Genomic DNA, 17,817 nt, shown 5'->3' with positions numbered 1-17,817 from the left:
AGGCCAACAGCATGGCCCCTACATTGAGAGCCAGGGTCAGCCCACTGGAGGCTCCCTGCGCGGCGGCGTCGAAGACATTGGCCGGTTTTTCCTCCTGCCCGTAGACCTCGGCGTGGCGGTTGGGCTTGCCCGTCTCCGGGACCAGCAGCTTGGCAAAGAGAAGGCCTCCGGGCGCAGCCATGAAGGAAGCCGCGATGAGGTAGCGCAATTCCACTCCCATGCTGGCATAGCCCGCCATCACTGAACCCGCGATGCTGGCCAATCCTCCCACCATGACCGCGAAGAGCTCGGAGCGCGTCATCCCGGCCAAATAGGGCCGCACCACCAGGGGGGCCTCGGTCTGCCCCACGAAGATATTGGCCACCGCCGAGAGGGATTCGGCATGACTGGTCCCCAGCGCTTTTTTCACCAATCCTCCAAGAATGGCGATCACCCAATGCATCACCCCCAGATAATAGAGCACGGCGATCAGAGAGCTGAAGAAAATGATGATGGGCAGGACATTGAAGGCGAAGAAAAAACCGAAGGACTTGTCCCCCAAACCGCCGAAAATGAAGGTGATTCCCTCTTCCCCCGCCGCAATGATAGCTCCCACAAAGTTGCTCAGCGCCAGGAGCACGGTCTTCCCCCAAGGGACGACCAACACCACTACCGCGACGAGGAACTGGCAAGCGAAGGCTCCGCCCACTGCCCGCCAGCTAATGGCGGAACGCTCCCGGGAGAGTAGGACGCCCAGGCCGAGGAGAAGAATGATGCCGAGGAGTCCTGTCATGATAAAGGGGGTTGGTGATGCTTACTTGCTACGAGCGGTCATTTTCTCCACCGCCTTTTCTGCCAGGAAGGAGGTGTCGTCGTCGGGATCGTCCGTCAGGGGCTCGATGAGCGCGATGGCCCAGGGGTCCGAGCGCACTGCCAGCTTGGTGATGAATGCTCTCTTCTCCCGCACATCCCGCAGATCGGATGCCAGACTCGTCCAATGGGCCTGCAAATCGTCCTCCGCAATCTCCGCGTCCCCGGTCAGGAGGGTGATGACGGAGTCGAAAGCATGCGAGCGACGGAAAGTGGTCTCCTCCCCCTGCAGGGCCTCAAGGTGCCGCGCAAACTGGGAATCATCCCGCCAGTTGGCCAGCGCACTGTAGGCGGCCACCACCAGACTGTTCTCTTCCGAAGCCAGGGCGCTTTCAATCGCCTTCTCCGCCTCGGGCCGGGCGGTGGTGCCGAGAAGACGCAGAAAGGTCTCCTTGGCCGGCGCGGAAGAGGACCCCTCGTAGGCGGCCAACAAATCCTTCGCGGCTACCGAGTTGTTTTTGCGCACGAGCAGATTGCGCCGCACCGCCCGTTCAGCGGCTCCCCGCACCTGGGGCGAGTCCGCCGCAGCGATCAGGTCGTAGAGAGTGGGAAGATGCCGGGGCTGGAGATTTTCCCCCGTGGCATCGAGGGCCGCCTCCACCGCAGCCTCGTCCGCACTGTCTTCAGCAAATTTGAGCAAATAGGGAATCCCCGCCTCGCCACCCCGCCGCTCCACGATTTGGAAGAGCTTGTCGCGCACCTGCTCGGGGATGGCTTCCTCGGTGGCAAACTCCGCCACCCGTTGGTCGATATCCGTGCCATCGGCGGCCTTGCCAAGATAGAGGGTTTGGTAAATCGCCCCCTTGTCAGTGGCGGTGTCAATAGTCGCCGCTTCAGCCAGGAAGGCCTCTACCTGCTCGCCGGTGAGAGCGACCTCCTTGGTGGCGGGATTGGCGGCCTCCTTCATCAACTGATTCAATTCCTCCCGCACCTTCGACTTGCCCATAGCATCGTAGACGAAGACCCCGGCCACGAGGATGAGAATGCCCAGCATGACCGCCACGGTCACCTTGACGGCGTTGTTGGATTTCTTTTTGGCAAGGAGAAGCTGGGCATCGGCTGGTGAATTATCGGACATCGGAACTTGAGGTTGAATGGATTGAGGGCTCGCGGCAAGCCCCGAAGCTGGGGTGGGCAGCGAGGAAAGGGAAGGCTTGGGCGCCGGGGTTGCAGCCGGCTGCAGAGGGGGCAACTTTACGGGGGAAGCCGCCGGAGGGCTCGCCGGGGCTGGAGCTGTTCGCACCGGGCCCCCTGCCGGAGGAAGGGTCCGGGGCGGCGCACCACCTACAGGCGCGGACGGACTCGCCGGAGCGGCCCTTCGCGGAGCTACCGGGGCTGATCTCTTCTTCGCCGCAATGGGTGCCACGGGAGGCTGGGGCTTGGCTGCGGGAGGGGCGGGAGCGGGCGGAGCACTCTGGCCCGCCGGAACTTGCGGTCCCTTCTCGGCCGGAGGAGCCGGAGCGGCTTTCTTCTGGGCCGCTTTTTTGACGGGCCGGGGCGACTTTTTCTCCCCAGCATCCTGGGCCTTTGGCGAAACTTTCTCAGTCTTCGGCGGAACTTCCTGAGCATCGGGAGCCGTTCCGGAAGCATCGGGAGCCATTCCGGAAGCATCGGGAGCCGTTCCGGAAGCATCGGGAGCCGTTCCGGAAGCATCGGGAGCCGTTCCGGAAGCTTCGGGAGTCGTTCCGGGAGCATCGGGAGCCGTTCCGGAAGCATCGGGAGTCGTTCCGGAAGCTTCGGGAGCCGTTCCGGAAGCTTCGGGAGCCGTTCCGGAAGCATCGGGAGCCGTTCCGGAAGCATCGGGAGTCGTTCCGGGAGCATCGGGAGCCGTTTTCCCTGCCTCCGGGAGAGCGGTGGGTTTCTCGGCCGCAACCGCAGGATCGGCGGCGGCGCGGACTTCCTGACCATGGGAGACCTCTCCAGCCTCTTCGGCCGGCTCATTTTCCGCCGGTTCTTCCGTTGCTTGGTCCTGACTTTGATTTTGCAGGGTAGCAGCCACATGCAGAGGCACGGGCCCGGTCAGGCGATTGGGTTTTTCCCCTTCCTTGTAGGGGACGGCGGACTGAATCTGCGTGGCCGGAACCACTTCCGCGACCGGGGCCGTCTGGTGCTGGGGTTGCTCGAAGGCCCAAAAACGCTCAAGAGCCTCCCGTGCCGAATCAGGGCGGTCATCAGGCTGCCGCGCGATGTGCCATTCCACCCATTGGCAAACCCAATCCGGCAAATCAGGCCGGTGCTCGCGCAGAGGAGTGAAGGTATTGTGCAAATGCGCGACCATCACCATGGGCGCGGTTTCGGCATCGAAAGGGAATTTCCCCGTCAGGCAGTAGTAGAAGACACAGCCCAGCGAATACATGTCGGTGCGGCGGTCGAGGGGCACGCGCTCGAATTGCTCGGGAGCCATGAAGTGGATGGAGCCAAAGACCGCATCCCCGTGATCGATGGTTTGCAGAGAGGGCTTGGCAGAGAACTTGGCGAGGCCGAAGTCCACGAGCTTGATCTGGATTTTCCCCGAAGGGAGCCGGGTGACCATCACATTGGAGGGCTTCAGGTCGCGGTGGACGAGGTCGAGGTCCTGGGCTGCGATGAGGGCCTCCAGACTCTGCACCGCCGTTTCGCGAAAGTCCGGCCAGCTCATGGGCCCGTCCTCAGCCACCTCATCAAGGGTGCGCCCGGAGAGCAACTCCATGATGACGAAGGGGCCATCCTGATCGACCCCGGCATCGTAGACAGTGACAATGTGGGGATGCTGGATGGAGCACAGGGCCGTGGCTTCCTTCAGAAGGGCCCGGGTGGCACCGTCCTCGGCATTCTGTGGATCGTAGCCCTCCTCGGTGAGCACTCTCTTGATGGCGACCTCGCGGCTCAAATTCCGGTCGAAGGCCCGGTAAACCGCACCCACTCCCCCTTGGCCAATCTTGCCTCTGATCTCGTATCGTTCGTCGCTCATCTGTGAAAGACAGGGAGGACCTTCTGCAAAAGAAGACCAAACATCAAAGCAAAGTTTCGGGGATCGGGACAGCAAAGGGGCGCCCTCAGGCCCGGGAGCTGCGGCAGCCCAGTCCCTGATCCATGCCCATGGCGGGATTTTCCTCCAAAGTGCGGCCAACGACCTGGGCCGGCACCCCCGCCACCGTGGTGTGGGCTTCCACATCATTGAGCACCACACTCCCGGCGCCAATCTTGGCCCCTTCGCAGATCTCCACCCGACCGAGAATCTTGGCTCCCGCGCCGATGAGGACGCCCGAGCGCACGATGGGGTGACGGGCCCCGGTCTCTTTCCCCGTCCCCCCCAGGGTCACTTCGTGCAAAATGGAGACGTTGTCCTCGATGATGGCGGTCTCCCCCACCACGAAGCTGGTGGCATGGTCGAGCAGAATCCCACACCCAATCCGAGCCGCCGGGTGAATATCCACCCCGAAGACTTCGCTGGCGAGACTCTGGAAATAGTAAGCCAACTGGCGGCGCCCATTGCTCCACAACTGGTGGGAAACGCGATAAGTGGAGATGGCCGCGAAGCCCTTGTAGTAGAGCAGGGGCTCGCTCAGGCAATCACAGGCCGGATCGCGGTCATGGATCGCTTGCAAGTCCTCCCCCGCGCTATGGACCAGTTCGGGATGCTCGGCAAAGACCTCCACCAAAAGGGATTCCACCTCCTCGCGGCCCATATCCTCGCGGGCTAATTTGCGGGAAAGACGGGCCGCCAGAGCCTCGCCCAAGCAGTCTTGATCGAGGATGACATCGCGCACCAGGGCGCTCAGCCGGGGCTCATCCTCCGCGATGCGGGTCGCCGCGCAGCGCAGGCTCTCCCACAATTCGCTCACCACCACGGACTGGTGTTTGCACAAGCGGGCACTCTTCCCGCTGGTCTCGATCGTTTCTACGTGCTCTTCTTTCATCAGTGAGGATTTCCCAAAAACTTGAATATGCCTGCCGCGCGGCCATCCAATTGGCCAAACACCATGATGGCAAGTCCCCTCTTCGTCTCGAGGACCTCGCGTCCCGCGAGCATGTGCCCGCAACCTTCCTCGTGCAAATCCTCTCTGACCTCAAGCAAGCCAATCTCGTCATTTCCAAACGGGGAAAAAGCGGAGGCTACCTGCTGGGAGCCCCTCCGACCGAAATCACGCTCGCCCGCATCATTGAAGCTGTCGACCCCCAACTGCTCGAAGAGCCTTCCCCCGGGGAGGGAGAGTCTGCGGTCGCGCTGCACCAGATTTGGCAAAAGCTGTCCCAGGAATTGACCACCAGCCTCCAGCAAACGACTTTGGAACAACTGGCCCAACCCAGCAATGAGCCCATGTGGTTCATCTAACGCCCTTCGCCCCATGCGCGCCGTCCTCATTCTCCTCCTCGTCAACAACCTGCTGTCCGGCAGCCCGCAGGAAAACCTGACCCACTTTGCCCGGGGCGTGCTGGCGGAAACAGCCGGACGCGCGGAGGAAGCCCGCGACATCTATTCCCAGGCGCTCTCCCGGGATAGCGGGAACTACTTCCTCGTCCGCAAGGTGGTGGCCGCGCAAGTGACCACCGACTTCCCCTCCGCCACTGCGACCCTGCGGAACTACGCGGAAGCTCACCGCGACAATCTGACCGCCCAGGTGGACTATGCCGCCTACCTCCGCCAACACGCTCCCCATGACGAACTCGCCCGCCGCTCCGCCCTGCAGACCCTGGAGCTGGCCCACGCGCGCTTCCCGCATCACCCCGCAGTCTTTCCCGCTCTCATCAATCTTTACGAAAACCTGGGTGATCGGGAGAAATCACTGACTCTGCTGGCGCAGGAGCTGGCGGCAGAACGGGCCGATCCCGACCACTGGCTGGCGCTCGCCCCCCTGGTGGAAACCCTTTACCCGGCAGATAGTGAAGAATTCGCCCAAGGCCAGGCCCGCGTGATGACCCAGCTCGAGCTCTCGGGCCTCGCCCGCCCCGACCTCGCCCGCCGGGTCTCGGAGTATCATCGCCAGGCCGATCGCTTGCCCGCAGCCATCGCAGTTTTGCAAAAACATCTCGCCCTAAGGCCAACCTCCCACTCCCTACGCATCCGCCTGGGACTGCTGCAACTGTCCGCAGGAGACCGCATGGCGGGCCGGGACACCCTGCTCACCGTCGTGGCCATTGACCCCGATCAAGCCCTCGCCCACCAGTCCCTCGGCAGATTGTTTCAACAAGAAGGCGATCCCGGAAAAGCGCTCTTTCACCGCGCCGAAACCCTCCGCATCCGGGGAGGACGTCCAGAAGAGGCCCTGGAGCTGGCAGATGAGTATCTCGAGAGAGGACAAGCCCATGAGGCCCGCCTGCTGCTGGAGAAATTCCGCTTCCATCATCCCGACCACGCCGGTCTGCAGGCCCGCCTCGCCATTGCCACTCTGCGGGATGGGCTGACTCGCGAGGCGGCCCGCCAATTCCGCCAGGCCGAAAAGCTGGCGGAAGAATCGGGCGATCCGGCGGACGCCCGCTATCTGGATACCGACTTCCAGCTGGAGTTCGCCCACAGTCTCCGGGCAGCGGGCGACCACGCAGCGGCGGAAACGCGACTGCGACAAGCCGCCCAGGGTATCAATCTCGATGCCGAACCGGCGAAATACGCCCGGGCGATCACCGCCTTGGCCGCTCTCTGGCTGGCGGAGGGAAAAAACGAGGCCCCCGCCAAGGCCCTGCTGCAACGCGCCTTGACCCTGGACCCGGAAAATGAGGAAGCTCGCGCCCTCCTCGAATGAAGTTCTTTCCCCCAGTCCTCTTTGCCCTCCTCCTATCCTTGGTCCTCGGCAGCTGCACCGTGCCACCCCCGCCGGGAGCAAGCACACCTCCCCGCCCCTCGACCGTCATTGTGGTGCATGGCCTCTACGCCGGCTCGGGCCACGTCCGCCCCCTGCAGGAAGCGCTCACCGCAAGGGGCTTCCACTGCCTGACGCCCAATCTCCAACCGGCCAACGGAAGTGTCTCCATCGAAACCCTCGCCCGGCAACTGGGGCAATTCGTGACGGAAAACACCGCGGCGGAGGACCCCTTACAATTCGTCGGCCACAGCATGGGAGGTCTCGTCTCCTTGCAACTCCTGCAAGACCCGGTCTGGGCCCGGCGATGCCGCGGCCTCGCCACCATCGCCACTCCCCACCAGGGCACGGTTCTGGCCAATTTGCACGGGGGACCAGCCGGTCGCGAGATGACCCCCGGTTCCCTTTTCCTGAGAAACCTCCACGCCCGGCCCCCCTCATTTCCCGTGACAACCTTCCGCTCCACACGCGATTTGGTCATCATCCCCAACATCAGCTCCGAGCTCTCCAATGCCGACAATCGCGTCATCACCGCTCCCGGACACAATGAGATTCTGCAACAAACGGACTTGCACGATCAGCTGGCCCAACTGATTCGCAGCCGCGACCAGATCCGCCCGTGACCGCCTCCCAACGAAGAAACAGGCGCCCTCCGCAGACGGCGGGAGGGCAGAGAGCGAGCTTGTCGGAAAAGTCGCTGGCCACTCCGCGTAAGACCTCCTAGCTTCCTCGCCGCCGCGCGGGCTTTCCTACCCATGTTTTTTCTCACCAAGCTTTTTGAAATTCGCGACCAGTCGAATCCCGAGGCCGAAAAGCCATTCCTGGCCCACTTGGACGATCTGCGGGTCACCCTCACCCGTATCATCCTCACCCTCGTCCTCGCCACCCTGGTGTGCTACGTCTTTCGGAATCAGCTGATGGACATCATCCGCCATCCGGTGGAGCAAGTCTGGACCCTTTCGCAGAAGAGCGCCCTCGACGAACTCGATCCCAAGCCCAGCCTCGCCACTTGGGAAAAAGCGGTGCGCGTTTCCAATGACGCCATCGGGCTCACTCCCGGGCAGCGGAACCATTTCCAGAAGTTCGCCGGCACCGAGGATGAGAACTTTGCCTTCCACGTCGAGGCCGCCTACCACTTCCGCATCGCGTTGGCCATTGAGGATGAAAAAGCGCGCGAGAAGTATGTCGCCACCATCCCCGGCTTGTCCCCGGAAATGCACGTCCAGCTCAAGAAACTCGTGCGGGGCAACCCCAATGCCCAGCTCGATGCCAAAGGACGCATGGTGCTGATGCAATCGCTCAATCCGACCGAGGGCTTTATGCTCTCCGTCAAGCTCGCCTTCTTCGCCGCCCTGGTCGTTTCCTTCCCCTTGCTCCTCTTTTTCCTCCTGCAATTTGTCCTCCCCGGGCTGCACAAGGCCGAACAGCGGGCTCTCTTCCCCGCCCTCGGCATCGGCTTCTGCCTTTTCCTCACCGGCGTGCTCTTCGCCTACTTCATCATCCTGCCCAACGTCCTCGATTTCTTTTACCAATACTCCCTGGAGATGGGCATCCAGAACGATTGGCGCATCGGCTACTACATTTCCTTCGCCACCCAGTTCGTGCTCATCTTCGGCCTCGCCTTCGAGCTTCCCGTCGTGGTCATGACCCTGGTCAAGTTGGGCATCCTGTCCTACGAGATGATGCGCACCACCCGTTCTTACGCCATCCTGGCCATCGTGGTGATCGCGGCCATCATCACCCCCACCCCCGACGCTCTCACCCTCGGGCTCCTCGCCGTGCCCATGTATATTCTCTACGAAATCTGCATCTGGCTGGCCTACTTCATCGATAAGAAAGAAAAGGCCAAGGAAGCCGCGGAGGAAGAAGAACGCATGGCCCGCCTCCTCGCCGCCCCGGGAGCGGCCAGCCGCAACGAAGAGGACGATCTCGACGAAGAACAACCCGTCACGGAAGAGCCCGAGACCATGGCTCCCCCGGAAGAAATCATCGCTGACGAAGACGACTATGCCGGCCCGGATCCCGAAGCCGAAGATCTCTACTCGCAAGCCCCCATCGAACCGGATGAGGAGCCGGACAAAGAGCCGAATCAAGCGAAGGGCAATTCCTCCGACTCCGACAATCGGGAGGAAGACTCCAATTTCGATCCTTTGAAGTGAGGAGGAGGAAGCCCCTCATTTTCCCTTTGCCAGAGGGGCTCCGAACGGCTTCTCTCGGCCCACCCTCCCGCCACGAAAGAAATCACTGTGTCTGAACAAGCCGTCATCACCGAATTCCTGACCCTCGACCAATTCGAAGTCGCGGAGGGAATCACCCTGCAATCGCCCCAAGTCGCCTACGAAGTCTACGGCGAACTGAACGAGGATCGCTCCAACGCCATCCTCCTCTTCCATGCCCTCTCCGGCTCGCACCACGCCATGGGCATCAATCGCGGCATCGCAGGCAACGAGTTCTGGACCGAGGAACTGCACGAAGGCTGGTGGAACGACTTCATCGGCCCGGGCAAAGGCATTGATACCGACCGCTTCTGCGTCATCGCCCCCAACTACTTGGGCGGCTGTTACGGCTCGACGGGGCCCTCTTCCCCCGATCCCGCCACGGGCCAGCCCTACGGCTCGCGTTTTCCCCACGTCACGGTGGGCGATCAGGCCCGCTTCGCCGCCCGACTCCTCGATCACTTCGGCATCGACCGCCTGCACGCCGTGGTCGGTCCCTCCGTGGGTGGCCTCTGTGCCCTGACCTTTGCCAACCTCTTTCCCGAGCGCACCCACAAGGTCGTTTCGGTCGCTTCTTCCTACAAAAACACCATTCTCAACCGCCTGCTCCTCTTCGAGCAAATTCTGGCCATCGAGAATGATCCCTATTTCAACGGAGGCGATTACTACGACTGCGGCACGCCCAATCTGGGACTCGCTCTCGCCCGCATGATTTCCCACAAAACCTTTGTCCACATCGACGCCTTCGAGCGCCGGGCCAAGCGCGAAATCGTGCCCGAAAAGGAAATGCTCTCGTGGTATGGCGTCACCGACCCCTTCCAGTCCTACATGCTGCACCAGGGCAAAAAGTTCACCAAACGCTTCGATGCCAATACCTACCTCCGCATCGTCGACATGTGGTCCTCCTACAATGCCCTGCGAGAGGCCGGGCTGGAAACAGCGGAAGAACTCTTTGCTGGCTCCAAGCGGGAGGGCCACCATTTCCTCGTCTTTTCCATCGACTCCGACTTCTGCTTCTATCCCGAGGAGCAGGCCGAGCTGGTCTCTGATTTGGAAAAATCCGGCATTCCAGTGACCCATCTCACCGTGCACTCGGACAAGGGCCACGATTCCTTCCTTCTCGAACCCCACCTCTATGTCCCCCAGCTCAAATTCCACCTCGAGCATGATGAACTGCCCGGCAGCTAGGGAGACACGGCCGTGATTTGACCTTTCCGCGCTCTTGCGACAGCATCCGCCGCCGTGCTCGCTTCCACCTACCCCACGCTCAAAAATCTCCTTTTCAAGCTCGATGCCGAAAAGGCCCACCACCTGTCCCTCGCCTCCCTCCGCACTGCCGAAAAGGCGGGCTTGCTGGCAAAAATGGCCCCCCGCCTGCCCGCCAGTCAGGAAGTGACCTGTATGGGCCTGACCTTTGCTCATCCCGTGGGGCTGGCGGCGGGCCTGGACAAGGAAGGCAACACCATCGACGCCCTCGGTCGCCTCGGTTTCTCCTTCATCGAGATCGGCACCATCACCCCCAAGGCCCAGGCCGGCAACCCCAAGCCCCGTCTCTTCCGCCTCCCCGAGCACGAGGCCCTCATCAACCGCATGGGATTCAATAATCCCGGCATCGAGGCAGGCGTGGCCAACGTGAAATCCCGCCGCTCCTTCACCGGCCCGGTGGGCTTCAATGTCGGCAAAAACAAGGTCACCCCCAATGAGGAGGCCCTCTCCGACTACCTCATCGCCTTCCGCGCCGCCTACGAGGTCGCCGACTACATCACGGTCAATCTCTCCTCGCCCAACACCCCGGGCTTGCGGGACCTGCAGGCAGCCGAGCCCACCGCCCGCCTGCTGGCCGCCCTGCAGGAGGAACGCGAAACCCTGGCCCGGGAACACGGCAAGCGCGTCCCCATCGCCTTCAAGGTCGCCCCCGACCTCACCGACGAGCACATCACGGAGCTGGCGGGCGTCTTTCGCGAGGGCGGTCTCGACGCCCTCATCGCCACCAATACCACCATCGACCGCAGCGCCATCGCAGGCCATCGCCATGCCGAAGAAGCGGGCGGGCTCTCCGGTGCCCCCGAAAGCGACCTGTCCACCCGGGTCATCGGACAATTCCACTCCGCCCTCGGCAAAGAAGTGCCCATCATCGGAGTGGGCGGCATCATGACCGCAGAAGATGCCCTCGCCAAGCTGGCTGCGGGAGCCACCCTCTTGCAACTTTACACTGGCTTCATCTACCGGGGTCCCCAACTGATTGCTGACATCTTGGCAGGTCTCTCGGGCCAAACCTCCTAACTCGGCGGACGGAATGGCCCCCACGAAAAAGAGAAGATTTCTTATAAAAAATGGCTCCGCCCGACGTTATGTAGAGGAATTTCACCCTCCTCTCCCTTCCGACCCGAATCCATGCCCATGCCCTCTTCGACTCTCACCGCTGCCCTCCTCCTTTCCGTGGCCACGCTCCAAGCGGAGGTCCGCACCTGGACCAACACGAAAAATCAAACTGCCGAGGGCGAGCTCATCACCGCCACCGAGAGCGAGGCCATCATCCAGTTCTCAGGTCGCAGCGCTTCCACCGCAGTCGCCTTGAACACCCTCAGCGAGGCCGATCAGGACTACGTGAAGGAATGGATTCGCAACGATGGCGAAGTCACGAGCAAAGGGAGCACCAGTGGAGAAGATTACAATCCCGACGCCGGCTATGGAGAGCGCTTGCGAAGCTTGGAACGGCTCACGGCGGAAATCCCGGACAACTTTGACCACGAATGGCCCAAACTCATCAAAACCCCCGAGGGAGTCAGTGTCGATCTCGTGCGCCAGGACCCCGAAAAAAAAGAATGGGTCTACCATAGCGACCACTACGAATTCGTCTGCGATGTCGAGCTGAAAAGCCATCTCGTCGAACGCTTTGCCATCCTCTTCGAGGGCACCCGCGAGATGATGCGCCAACTGCCGATTTCCAGCAAAAAAGCGCACGTCGCGGGCAAAACCCACCGCAACCGCATCATTCTCTGCGAGTCGGAAGAAACCTACTTCCGCAACGGAGGTCCTCCCGGCTCCGCTGGCGTCTACATGGGCGGCTCCGACGTGGTCATGGTTCCCCTGACTTCCCTGGGCGTGAAAAAGGTGGGTTCCTCCTATTCCGTGGACTATGGGGAAAGCAACAAGACCCTCCCCCACGAACTGGCCCACCAGCTCACTGACCACGAATATTACAAATCGGGCGCACGTGGCTGGTTCTCCGAAGGTCTGGCCGAATACGTGGGAGTGACTCCCTACCGCTCCGGGAACTTCATGGTCACCAAGACCTTGAATGCCGCCCGCGACTACGCCACGGAATATGGGCGCAAGGGTGAAGGGGGACGCGCTCTGGGCGACGAGATTTCCGCTCCCGCCTTGAAGGACTACATGTTGCAATCCTACGGTTCCTTCACCGCCAATGCCAATTTCAACTACGGCCTCGGACTCCTCGTTACCGCTTATTTCTTTGAAATGGAGGGAGGCGGCGACCGGGTGGCAATCACAGCCTTCCTCAAGGCCCTGCGCGAAGGGAAAGAGGGCGAAGAAGCCTTGCAAGCCCTCCTCCAAGGCCGCACCTACGCCGAACTCGCTCAGGATATTTCCGATGGCTGGCGCTCCAAGGGCATCGACATCGAGTTTGCCGAAGAGGATTAATCCCCGCTCTCAGCCGGCAGCTCGTCAAGTGGCACCGGAATCGCTTCGCAGTAGGATTTCCATCCCTTGAAGTTCCACTTGTTGGGAAAACCCGCGCATTGGCTGGGCTTGACCGCTTGCAGGGTGCAGTCGTTGCCCTCCAGCCAGACACAGGAATGATCGGGATTTTCCTTCAGCGAAAGATGGCGCCGATTCGCACTCAGCTGGGTGTGCTCCTGAATAAAAGCGTCCAATGGCAACTCTAGATAAGCGGCAATCTTTTCCGCCTCTCCTTCCTCCAAGACCACATCACCGGGCCAGCGGCAACAAGCCGTGCAGCGCTGACAAACGTAGTAGACGCCCTTGTGGGTGGCAGCAGCCATGAAAATTTCGGGAAAAAGAAACGGACTCGCTTAGCGACGGGCGTAGGAGGAACCGCCGCTGATCTGGCGATGGTAACGGTTCACTTTGGCTAAAAAGGCCTGCCACTTCGCTCCCGGACGCCCATTGGTCATGAGGAAATGGGGGCAATTCTTATTGGGTGGGTTTTTCCCCCAACGCGGCCAATGATAATGCGGCACCACCCGGGAAAGCGGGATATTGTGCTCCACCATCAGATAGGCCGCCAGCTTGGCGGTGCGATCCATGGTGGCCGCCCGACTGCACCCGGGGTGCTCGCACATCTCAATACCAATGCTGTATTTGTTCCCGGGTCCGTCATGATCGGCATGATTGCCCTGTTCACTTGTCGGCAGATGCTGCACCGCTTGCCGATCGTCGGTGGTGTAGTGCCAGGAGATGCGGCCCAGCTTGCTATTCTTGAGGGCCAAAGCGTGGCGGCTGGAATCCGCTCCCCGCGACCAATTCTGCGTGCTGTGAATGGTGATGTAACGAGGCGACATGTGCTTGTTCGTGCGACCCCGCGCCCCCCGGGAAATGATGTCACGCCGCAGGCGCACCTCGGAAAGAAGGGCCCGGGCACTGCGGGCATTGGAGCCAGAGCTGACGTAGGTCGTCGAACCCCGGTATTGATACGCCCTCAGCTCGGGTTCGCTCGTGCTACAACCACTGAAAGAGAGACCAAGCAGGGGGAGGGTGAGAAGGGAAAGAAATTTTTTCATCACGAAATAATTGGTCGGAGAAGACTCCACATTAAGCGAATTTTCGGAGATGTGAAGTTTCGATTGCGCGATTATTTCCTTCCGCGATAGTCGCTTTCCCATGCCTGACGGCGACCCCTACGTCTCCCAGCTCCTCGATTCGCTCCTCTCTCCGGCCTCGCCACAGCCAGGACAAAGGTGGGGCCCAATCGAAGAAGCCGCGCGCCCGGTCGTCATCGCCAGCCTCGCCCGCTCCTTGCAAAAAGAAGGGCGACGCCTCTGGCTCGAGGTGGCCAATCCCCGCCATCGCAACCGTCTGGAAGAGGAACTCAGCTCCTTCCCGGGCCCGAAACCGCTCTCCCTCCCCGCCCCAGAACTGCAAAACGACACCACGCTCGGCCCCGGCGGAGATTGGCAGCTCGCTCTCCACCAATTGGCCGCCGACCACGCGCAAGCCCCGGTGCTCCTCCCGCCCTCCGCCTGGCAGTCCTCCGCCCCCCGCCCCGACACCCTGCGCGAGGCCGCCCTTGAGCTCTCGCCCGACCTGACCCTCGACCCCGCCGATCTGGAGGCCCGCCTGCTCGCCCTCGATTTCGAGAAAGTCCCCCAGGTCCATGCCCGCCTCCAGTTCGCGCGCCGGGGTGGCATCCTCGACCTCTTTCCCCCCAATACCACCCACCCCATCCGCCTCGAGTTCTTCGACGACACCCTCGAATCCCTGCGCGAGTTCGACCTCCACAGCCAGACCACCATCAAGCGCCTCGACCACGTGCGCCTGCAGCTCGAGACTCCCGACAGCGCCTCCCTGCTCGTCGACTGGCTCGCTCCCGGCGACCTCGTGCTCCGCTGCGAGGACTCGGAAGAGGAGCCCCCCGAGCACCCTCCCGCCCTTCTCCTCAGCGATGCCCCCACTGGACATGACCTCACCCTGCCCGCTCTCGCTCTCCCCTTCGCCGCCCTCGATTCCGGGGATTTCGTGATGCACGACTTCCAGCGCGATGCCGTTCTGCGCCAGATGCGCCACTGGCTGGACGAGGGCTGGGACCTCGTGGTGGCCTCCGCCAACGAGGGCGAGCACCACCGCTTCCACGAGCTTTCCCAACAGCAATTTGCCAAAGACGACGAACTCGTCAGCTGGCGCCGCTGGCTTCCCCGCGGTTTTATTTTACCGGAAAAAAAGGTCGCCTTCCTCTCACTCTCAGAGCTTTTTGGTCGCTATAACAAACCCGCCCGCCTCAGCGAGCTCGACAAGCAACGCGCCCAGAGTACCCGCCTCGAAGTCGAGGAACTGCGTGAGGAAGACCTCGTCATCCATGCCGAATATGGTCTCGGCCGCTTCGAGGGCATCGAATATGACGAGGAGGGCCGCGAGGAGCTCATCCTCCGCTACCGCGACGAGGCCGCCGTCCACGTTCCCCTCTCCCACGCCCACCTCGTGGCCCGCTACATCGGCACCGGCGGGGCCACCCCCGAGCTCTCCAAACTGGGCTCCGCCAAGTGGAAAAAGACCAAGGCCGAGGCCGAGAAAGCCATCCGCGACTACGCCGCCCGCCTGCTGAAGGTGCAGGCCGAGCGCGAGACCGTCCCCGGGCACGCCCACCCGCCGGATTCGAAGTGGATGTGGGACTTCGAAAATGCCTTTCCCTACACCGAGACCCCCGATCAGCTCAGCGCCATTTCCGCCACCAAGGCCGATATGGAAGCTCCCCAGCCCATGGACCGGCTCATCTGCGGGGATGTCGGCTTTGGCAAAACCGAGGTCGCCATTCGCGCCGCCTTCAAGGCCGTCACCGGCGGCTCCCAGGCCGTCATGCTCTGTCCCACCACCGTCCTCGCCGAGCAACATCACCGCAACTTCTGCGCGCGCATGTCGGAGTTTCCCATCACCATCCACCTCCTCAACCGCTTCCGCAAGCCCGCCGAAGTCCGGGAGACCCTCCAGGGCCTCGCCAACGGTTCGGTGGACATCGTCATCGGCACCCACCGCCTCCTTTCCCCCGACCTCCAATACAAAAACCTCGGCCTAGTGGTGGTCGACGAGGAGCAACGCTTCGGCGTCAAGCACAAGGAAGCTCTCAAGGAGCGCTTCCGCCAAATCGATGTCCTCACCCTCTCCGCCACCCCCATTCCCCGCACCCTCTACTTTTCCCTCATGGGCGTGCGCGACATGTCCACCATCGACACCGCCCCGCCCAACCGCAATCCCGTCAAAACCGAAATCCACGCCTACGACGAGCGCATCATCAAGAAAGCCATCGAAAACGAACTCGCCCGGGGCGGCCAGGTCTACTTTCTCCACAACCGCGTCGGCACCATCGAGCACATGCGCGACCGCATCCAGGAACTCGTCCCTAAGGCCAAAATCGTCATCGGCCACGGCCAAATGGACAAGGACGAGCTGGAGGTCGTGATGCACAAGTTCGTGGATGGCCAGGCGGACATCCTCCTCGCTACCACCATCATCGAGAGCGGGATCGACATCCCCAACGCCAACACCATCCTCATCGATCGCGCGGACCGCTTCGGCCTCGCCGACCTCTATCAATTGCGGGGCCGGGTGGGCCGCTCCGACCGCCAGGCCTACGCCTTCCTCTTCCTTCCCCGCGAAGCCGTGGCCGGAGGAGATTCCCGCAAACGACTCAACGCCATCCGCCAATACACCGCCCTCGGCAGCGGCTTTCGCATCGCCATGCGCGACCTCGAGATTCGCGGCGCGGGCTCCCTCCTCGGCACCAAGCAATCCGGACACATGGCCGCCATCGGCTTCGATCTCTATTGCCAACTGCTCAAGCAATCGGTGGAAGAATTGCAGGGCAAAAAGCAGACCCGCCCCGCCGATCTCGTCCTCCGCGCCGATATCCTCTCCTTCACCGAGGGCCGCTACGAGAAAGGCCAGCTCCCTGCCTACCTCCCCGCCGCCTACATCCCCGAGGCCAAGGAACGCGTCGCGGCCTACCGCGCCCTCGCCACCCTCGGCAATCCCGCCGAACTCACCGCCCTCGGCGACCAATGGCGCGACCGCTATGGCCGCCTCCCCAAGCCTGCCAAAAACCTCCTCCTCGCCACCCGGCTCCGCCTCGCCGGGGCCGCCCTCGGTGCCGACCTCCTGGAAATCAAAGAAAAGCGCCTTATCGTGCAGAAAAACGGCGGCTACCTCTCCGGCAACACCTTCCCCCGCCTCAAAGCCAAATCCGCCGAACGCCAAATCGAAGAAGCCATCGACCTCCTCAACACCATGGTCTGATCTCCTGCGCAAAGACGAGTTTCTCCCTAGGCTCGGGCGAAAATTCCCCGGCAAAGAGCCCCGACGCTCCTTCCCCGGGGGGGAGCCTCGCCGAGGCCTCCGCGAATCGGCTTTCATGCGTTCGTATCAGACTCCCTTCCAGCCCCGGGGCCTCGAAGACAAACCAACATCACTTCTCCAGCCTCACCATCCCCCTCCCTCAAGGAAAAGAAAAATCACTGCTCAGTCGGCCTCAGTGGTTTGTTCTGCCTTTGTTGGTATCCAGTCGCCGTTCTTCCACTCGCCCTCCTCGTGTTCAACCCGCACGACCCGTACGGAATCAGGGGTTATATTCAGATACACAGTATGTTGCAGCGGATCTTTCCCATTGAAGCTGGGTAAAGGCGAGAGAAAAATGCTGTAAATCAATAGCCCTTCTTTATCCCACCCAATGACTTGTTCTCGTCCTCGCGGTCGCAGATCTTCTGCATTAGGGGCTGGAAATCCAGTCATCTTCTCGTAATCGGAGGGCAGTGATGGTGCTTTAACAAACTGCCCTTCGAGGTTCGTTACATATACCACACATGAGGAGTAGAACCTATCGTCGATGGTAATTCCAAACGCTTTAGAGTCTGGTCGCCAACTCACACGCACATGTTCTCGAAGTGGACGAGCATCATCCCCAGGAGAACCAAAATATTCGATTGAGGCTAGAATCCGCCCTGTGCTTTTCTGTGTGATCTCGATCCGAGGAAAACTGTCCCCCTTCCATTCGGGTGAAATCTCTGGGTCTCGATCAATATCCATTACCGCATAAATCTTCCCGTCTGGCGATAGGGAATTAGGCACCATCGGGATACCAGTTGCTATCGTCACGCAGGCTAAGAGTAGAGATAGGGTAAGCTTCATTTTTTAGCAGAGATTATATGGTTGATGATTTGCCAGACCAGCACCTTTTCAAGGAAAAATGGCGTGCTTAGGATTTTCGTGGGCTATCCCGCAGCCACTTG

The 17,817-nt window shown here is 61.6% G+C and carries 14 protein-coding genes; 8 read left to right on the top strand and 6 right to left on the bottom strand.

Annotation, left to right across the window (positions count from 1 at the left end; genetic code table 11):
* The 3 genes from JIN78_RS16030 to cysE form a co-directional block, all read right to left on the bottom strand.
* On the bottom strand, positions 1 to 772 hold a 772-nt coding region (locus JIN78_RS16030), incomplete at its 3' end, for a NupC/NupG family nucleoside CNT transporter (RefSeq protein ID WP_307833018.1).
* A gap of 21 nt (positions 773 to 793) precedes the next feature.
* Positions 794 to 3,799: a serine/threonine-protein kinase gene (locus JIN78_RS16025; protein ID WP_200393009.1), complete on the bottom strand. Its 3,006-nt coding sequence runs from the start codon at positions 3,797 to 3,799 to the stop codon at positions 794 to 796.
* Between the two features lie 85 nt (positions 3,800 to 3,884).
* Complete coding sequence (gene cysE, locus JIN78_RS16020) at positions 3,885 to 4,748, bottom strand: serine O-acetyltransferase (protein WP_200393008.1); 864 nt, start codon at positions 4,746 to 4,748, stop codon at positions 3,885 to 3,887.
* Positions 4,749 to 4,750: 2 nt separating this feature from the next.
* On the opposite strand from cysE, the gene JIN78_RS16015 reads away from it, so the two are divergent.
* From JIN78_RS16015 to JIN78_RS15985, 7 genes are all read left to right on the top strand, one after another.
* Positions 4,751 to 5,164 (top strand): RrF2 family transcriptional regulator, encoded by a 414-nt coding sequence (locus JIN78_RS16015; RefSeq protein ID WP_200393007.1) that lies wholly within the window; start codon positions 4,751 to 4,753, stop codon positions 5,162 to 5,164.
* Positions 5,165 to 5,177: 13 nt separating this feature from the next.
* Positions 5,178 to 6,569: a tetratricopeptide repeat protein gene (locus JIN78_RS16010; RefSeq protein ID WP_200393006.1), complete on the top strand. Its 1,392-nt coding sequence runs from the start codon at positions 5,178 to 5,180 to the stop codon at positions 6,567 to 6,569.
* Positions 6,566 to 7,249 (top strand): esterase/lipase family protein, encoded by a 684-nt coding sequence (locus tag JIN78_RS16005; protein WP_200393005.1) that lies wholly within the window; start codon positions 6,566 to 6,568, stop codon positions 7,247 to 7,249. Before JIN78_RS16010 ends, JIN78_RS16005 begins: the two co-directional genes overlap by 4 nt.
* A 132-nt stretch (positions 7,250 to 7,381) precedes the next feature.
* The gene (gene tatC / locus JIN78_RS16000) at positions 7,382 to 8,785 is read left to right on the top strand and encodes a twin-arginine translocase subunit TatC (RefSeq protein ID WP_200393004.1); all 1,404 of its coding nucleotides are present in this window, start codon (positions 7,382 to 7,384) and stop codon (positions 8,783 to 8,785) included.
* An 87-nt stretch (positions 8,786 to 8,872) separates the two neighbouring features.
* Positions 8,873 to 10,030 (top strand): homoserine O-acetyltransferase MetX, encoded by a 1,158-nt coding sequence (metX, locus tag JIN78_RS15995; protein ID WP_307833017.1) that lies wholly within the window; start codon positions 8,873 to 8,875, stop codon positions 10,028 to 10,030.
* A 54-nt stretch (positions 10,031 to 10,084) separates the two neighbouring features.
* Entirely contained in the window at positions 10,085 to 11,125 is a 1,041-nt protein-coding gene (locus JIN78_RS15990; RefSeq protein WP_200393003.1) for a quinone-dependent dihydroorotate dehydrogenase, read from the top strand.
* A gap of 117 nt (positions 11,126 to 11,242) precedes the next feature.
* Positions 11,243 to 12,505 (top strand): hypothetical protein, encoded by a 1,263-nt coding sequence (locus JIN78_RS15985; protein WP_200393002.1) that lies wholly within the window; start codon positions 11,243 to 11,245, stop codon positions 12,503 to 12,505.
* Here the strand turns inward: JIN78_RS15985 and JIN78_RS15980 are convergent.
* Together JIN78_RS15980 and JIN78_RS15975 are read right to left on the bottom strand one after the other, a co-directional pair.
* Positions 12,502 to 12,867 carry a YkgJ family cysteine cluster protein gene (locus JIN78_RS15980; protein ID WP_200393001.1) on the bottom strand — a complete coding sequence of 122 codons (366 nt, stop codon included), beginning with the start codon at positions 12,865 to 12,867 and terminating at the stop codon, positions 12,502 to 12,504. The two genes, JIN78_RS15985 and JIN78_RS15980, sit on opposite strands and share 4 nt — an antisense overlap.
* 30 nt (positions 12,868 to 12,897) lie before the next feature.
* On the bottom strand, positions 12,898 to 13,605 hold the full coding sequence (locus tag JIN78_RS15975) for a peptidoglycan recognition protein family protein (RefSeq protein ID WP_200393000.1): 708 nt from the start codon (positions 13,603 to 13,605) through the stop codon (positions 12,898 to 12,900).
* Positions 13,606 to 13,705: 100 nt separating this feature from the next.
* Between JIN78_RS15975 and mfd the strand changes: the two genes are divergently transcribed.
* Entirely contained in the window at positions 13,706 to 16,828 is a 3,123-nt protein-coding gene (gene mfd, locus JIN78_RS15970) for a transcription-repair coupling factor (RefSeq protein WP_200392999.1), read from the top strand.
* Between the two features lie 222 nt (positions 16,829 to 17,050).
* Here the strand turns inward: mfd and JIN78_RS15965 are convergent, their stop codons facing one another.
* A complete protein-coding gene (locus tag JIN78_RS15965) occupies positions 17,051 to 17,716 on the bottom strand; it encodes a hypothetical protein (RefSeq protein WP_200392998.1) in 666 nt (221 codons plus the stop codon).
* Between the last annotated feature and the right edge of the window lie 101 nt (positions 17,717 to 17,817).

The organism is Roseibacillus ishigakijimensis (genome assembly GCF_016595415.1).
Taxonomy (GTDB): Bacteria; Verrucomicrobiota; Verrucomicrobiia; order Verrucomicrobiales; family Akkermansiaceae; genus Roseibacillus; species Roseibacillus ishigakijimensis.
Note: the sequence above shows the minus strand (reverse complement) of the source record. Positions and strands in the feature narration are given on the sequence as shown.